The sequence below is a fragment of the Streptomyces sp. SID486 genome, from assembly GCF_009865385.1.
Lineage (GTDB): Bacteria > Actinomycetota > Actinomycetes > Streptomycetales > Streptomycetaceae > Streptomyces.
Map to the genome: position 1 here is coordinate 1 of NZ_WWJT01000739.1, position 2,154 is coordinate 2,154.

The 2,154-nt window shown below is 74.7% G+C and carries 1 protein-coding gene; it reads left to right on the forward strand.

Annotation, left to right across the window (positions count from 1 at the left end; translation table 11 throughout):
- The coding region (locus GT045_RS34375) for a beta-ketoacyl synthase N-terminal-like domain-containing protein (protein WP_237539101.1) at positions 1-2,154 on the forward strand (2,154 nt) is incomplete at both ends.

Consider the following 2,154-nt stretch of genomic DNA (forward strand, 5'->3'; position numbering starts at 1 on the left):
GCCCCCCGCCCACGGCCGGGTGGACGGGGGCCCCGCCCACGGCCGGGCGGACGGGCTGGGTGCGGGTCACGCCGAGGCGCAGGCGTACCTCATGGCGGTGTACGCGGAGGTGTCGGGCATCCCCGTCGAACGGCTCGACCCGCACGCCCCGCTGGAGCAGTACGGCGTGTCCTCCTACCAGGTCGCGCAGTTGGCCGCGCGTATGACCGCGGAGCTGGGCGAGCGGATCCCCGGCACCCTGTTCTTCGCGCACCGGACCCTGGCGGCGGTGGCGGGGGAACTGGCCCGGACGGCCGGTTCGCGCCTGCCCACGGCACCGGCGGCCCCTGCGGTAGCTGCCGCACCGGCGGCCCCTGCGGTAGCTGCCGCACCGGCGGCTCTTGCGGCTCCTGCGGCTCCTACGGCACCGGCGGCTCCTACGGCACCGGTAGCCCCTGCGGAAGCGGCGGCCGTTCCGGCGGGGGAACCCGTTCCGGCCGGGGAACCCGTTCCGCAGGCCCGGGGACGGAAGGGCGAGCCCGTCGCGATCGTCGGCATCGCGGGCCGCTACCCGCGCTCGGAGGGGCTCGATGCCTTCTGGCAGCATCTGCTCGACGGCGACGACCTGATCTCCGAGCCGCCCGGACGACGCAGCCTCGCGGGCCCGGAGCAGGGGGCGATGGCGGGTGGGTACCTGGACGACGTCGCGGGCTTCGACCCGCTGTTCTTCGGCATCACCCCGCGTGACGCGGCCGTACTGGACCCGCAGGAGCGGCTGTTCCTGCAGACGGCGTGGCACACGCTGGAGGACGCGGGGTACAGCCGCTCGCGGCTGCGGGAACGGCACGGCGGCCGGGTCGGCGTCTTCGTCGGCTCGATGTACAACGAATACCCGTTCCTCGGGCTCGCAGGGCCCCGGCCGACCGGCTCCGCCCTCGCCGGGATCGCCAACCGCGTCTCCTACTTCCTCGACCTCAACGGGCCGAGCATGACCGTGGACACGATGTGCTCCTCCTCCCTGACCGCTGTCCATCTCGCGGTCGCCGCGCTGCGCCTCGGGGAGTGCGAGGCGGCACTGGTGGGCGGGGTCAACCTCTCGCTCCACCCCAACAAGTTCGCCACGCTGCGGGCTCTGCGCATGGCGTCGTCGGACCACCGGTGCCGCAGTTTCGGCGCCGGCGGCGACGGGTTCGTACCCGGTGAGGGCGTCGGGGCCGTCCTGCTCAAACCGCTCGCCCGGGCCGTCGCCGACGGGGACCGGGTGCACGCCGTGGTGCTCGGCACGGCCGTCAACCATGACGGGAAGACCAACGGCTACACCGTGCCCAACCCGGTGGCGCAGGCGGAGACGATCGCTCAGGCGATGGCCGACGCGGGCGTGAGCCCCGGGGACATCGGCTACCTGGAGGCACACGGGACCGGCACCGCGCTCGGTGACCCCATCGAACTCGACGGGCTGACCCGGGCCTTCTCCTGTGTGCCGGCCGCCCCGGGGCACTGGCCGATCGGTTCGGTCAAGTCCGGCACCGGTCATCTGGAGGCCGCCGCGGGCATGGCCGGACTCACCAAGGTGGTGCTCCAGTTCCGGCACGACACCCTGGTCCCCTCGCTGCACGCGGAGCGGCTCAATCCGCACGTCGACTGGGACCGCAGCCCCTTCCGGGTCCAGCGCGAGGCGGCCCCGTGGCCGGCGCACCTGCCGCGCCGGGCCGGCATCAGCTCCTTCGGCGCGGGCGGCACCAACGCCCACATCGTCGTGGAGGCGCCGCCGCCCCTTTCCGCGCGGGAGGTTCCCGATGGGCCGCAGACGGTGGTGATCTCCGCGCGTACCGAGGAACGCCTGCGCCGGCTCGTGGAGGACTGGCTGCGGCTGCTCCGGCAGCGGCCCGCGCAGCTCGCCGACCTGGCGCACACCTCCAGAGTGGGCCGGGAGGCGCTGCGCGAGCGGCTGGCCACCGTGGTGGACAGCCGCGAGGAACTGGTCCGGAACCTGGAACGCTTCCTGGCGGGCGATCTCGCCGCGGTGCACCGGGGGACGGCGCGGCAGGCCCGTGGGCCCGAGGCGGATCCGCTTCAGCCCCTTGACCGGATCGCCGCGCAGTGGGCGGCGGGCGGCCGCGTCGACTGGGCCCGTGTGCACCCGGAACCGGGCCGCGTCGTGGACCTGCCCGCCTA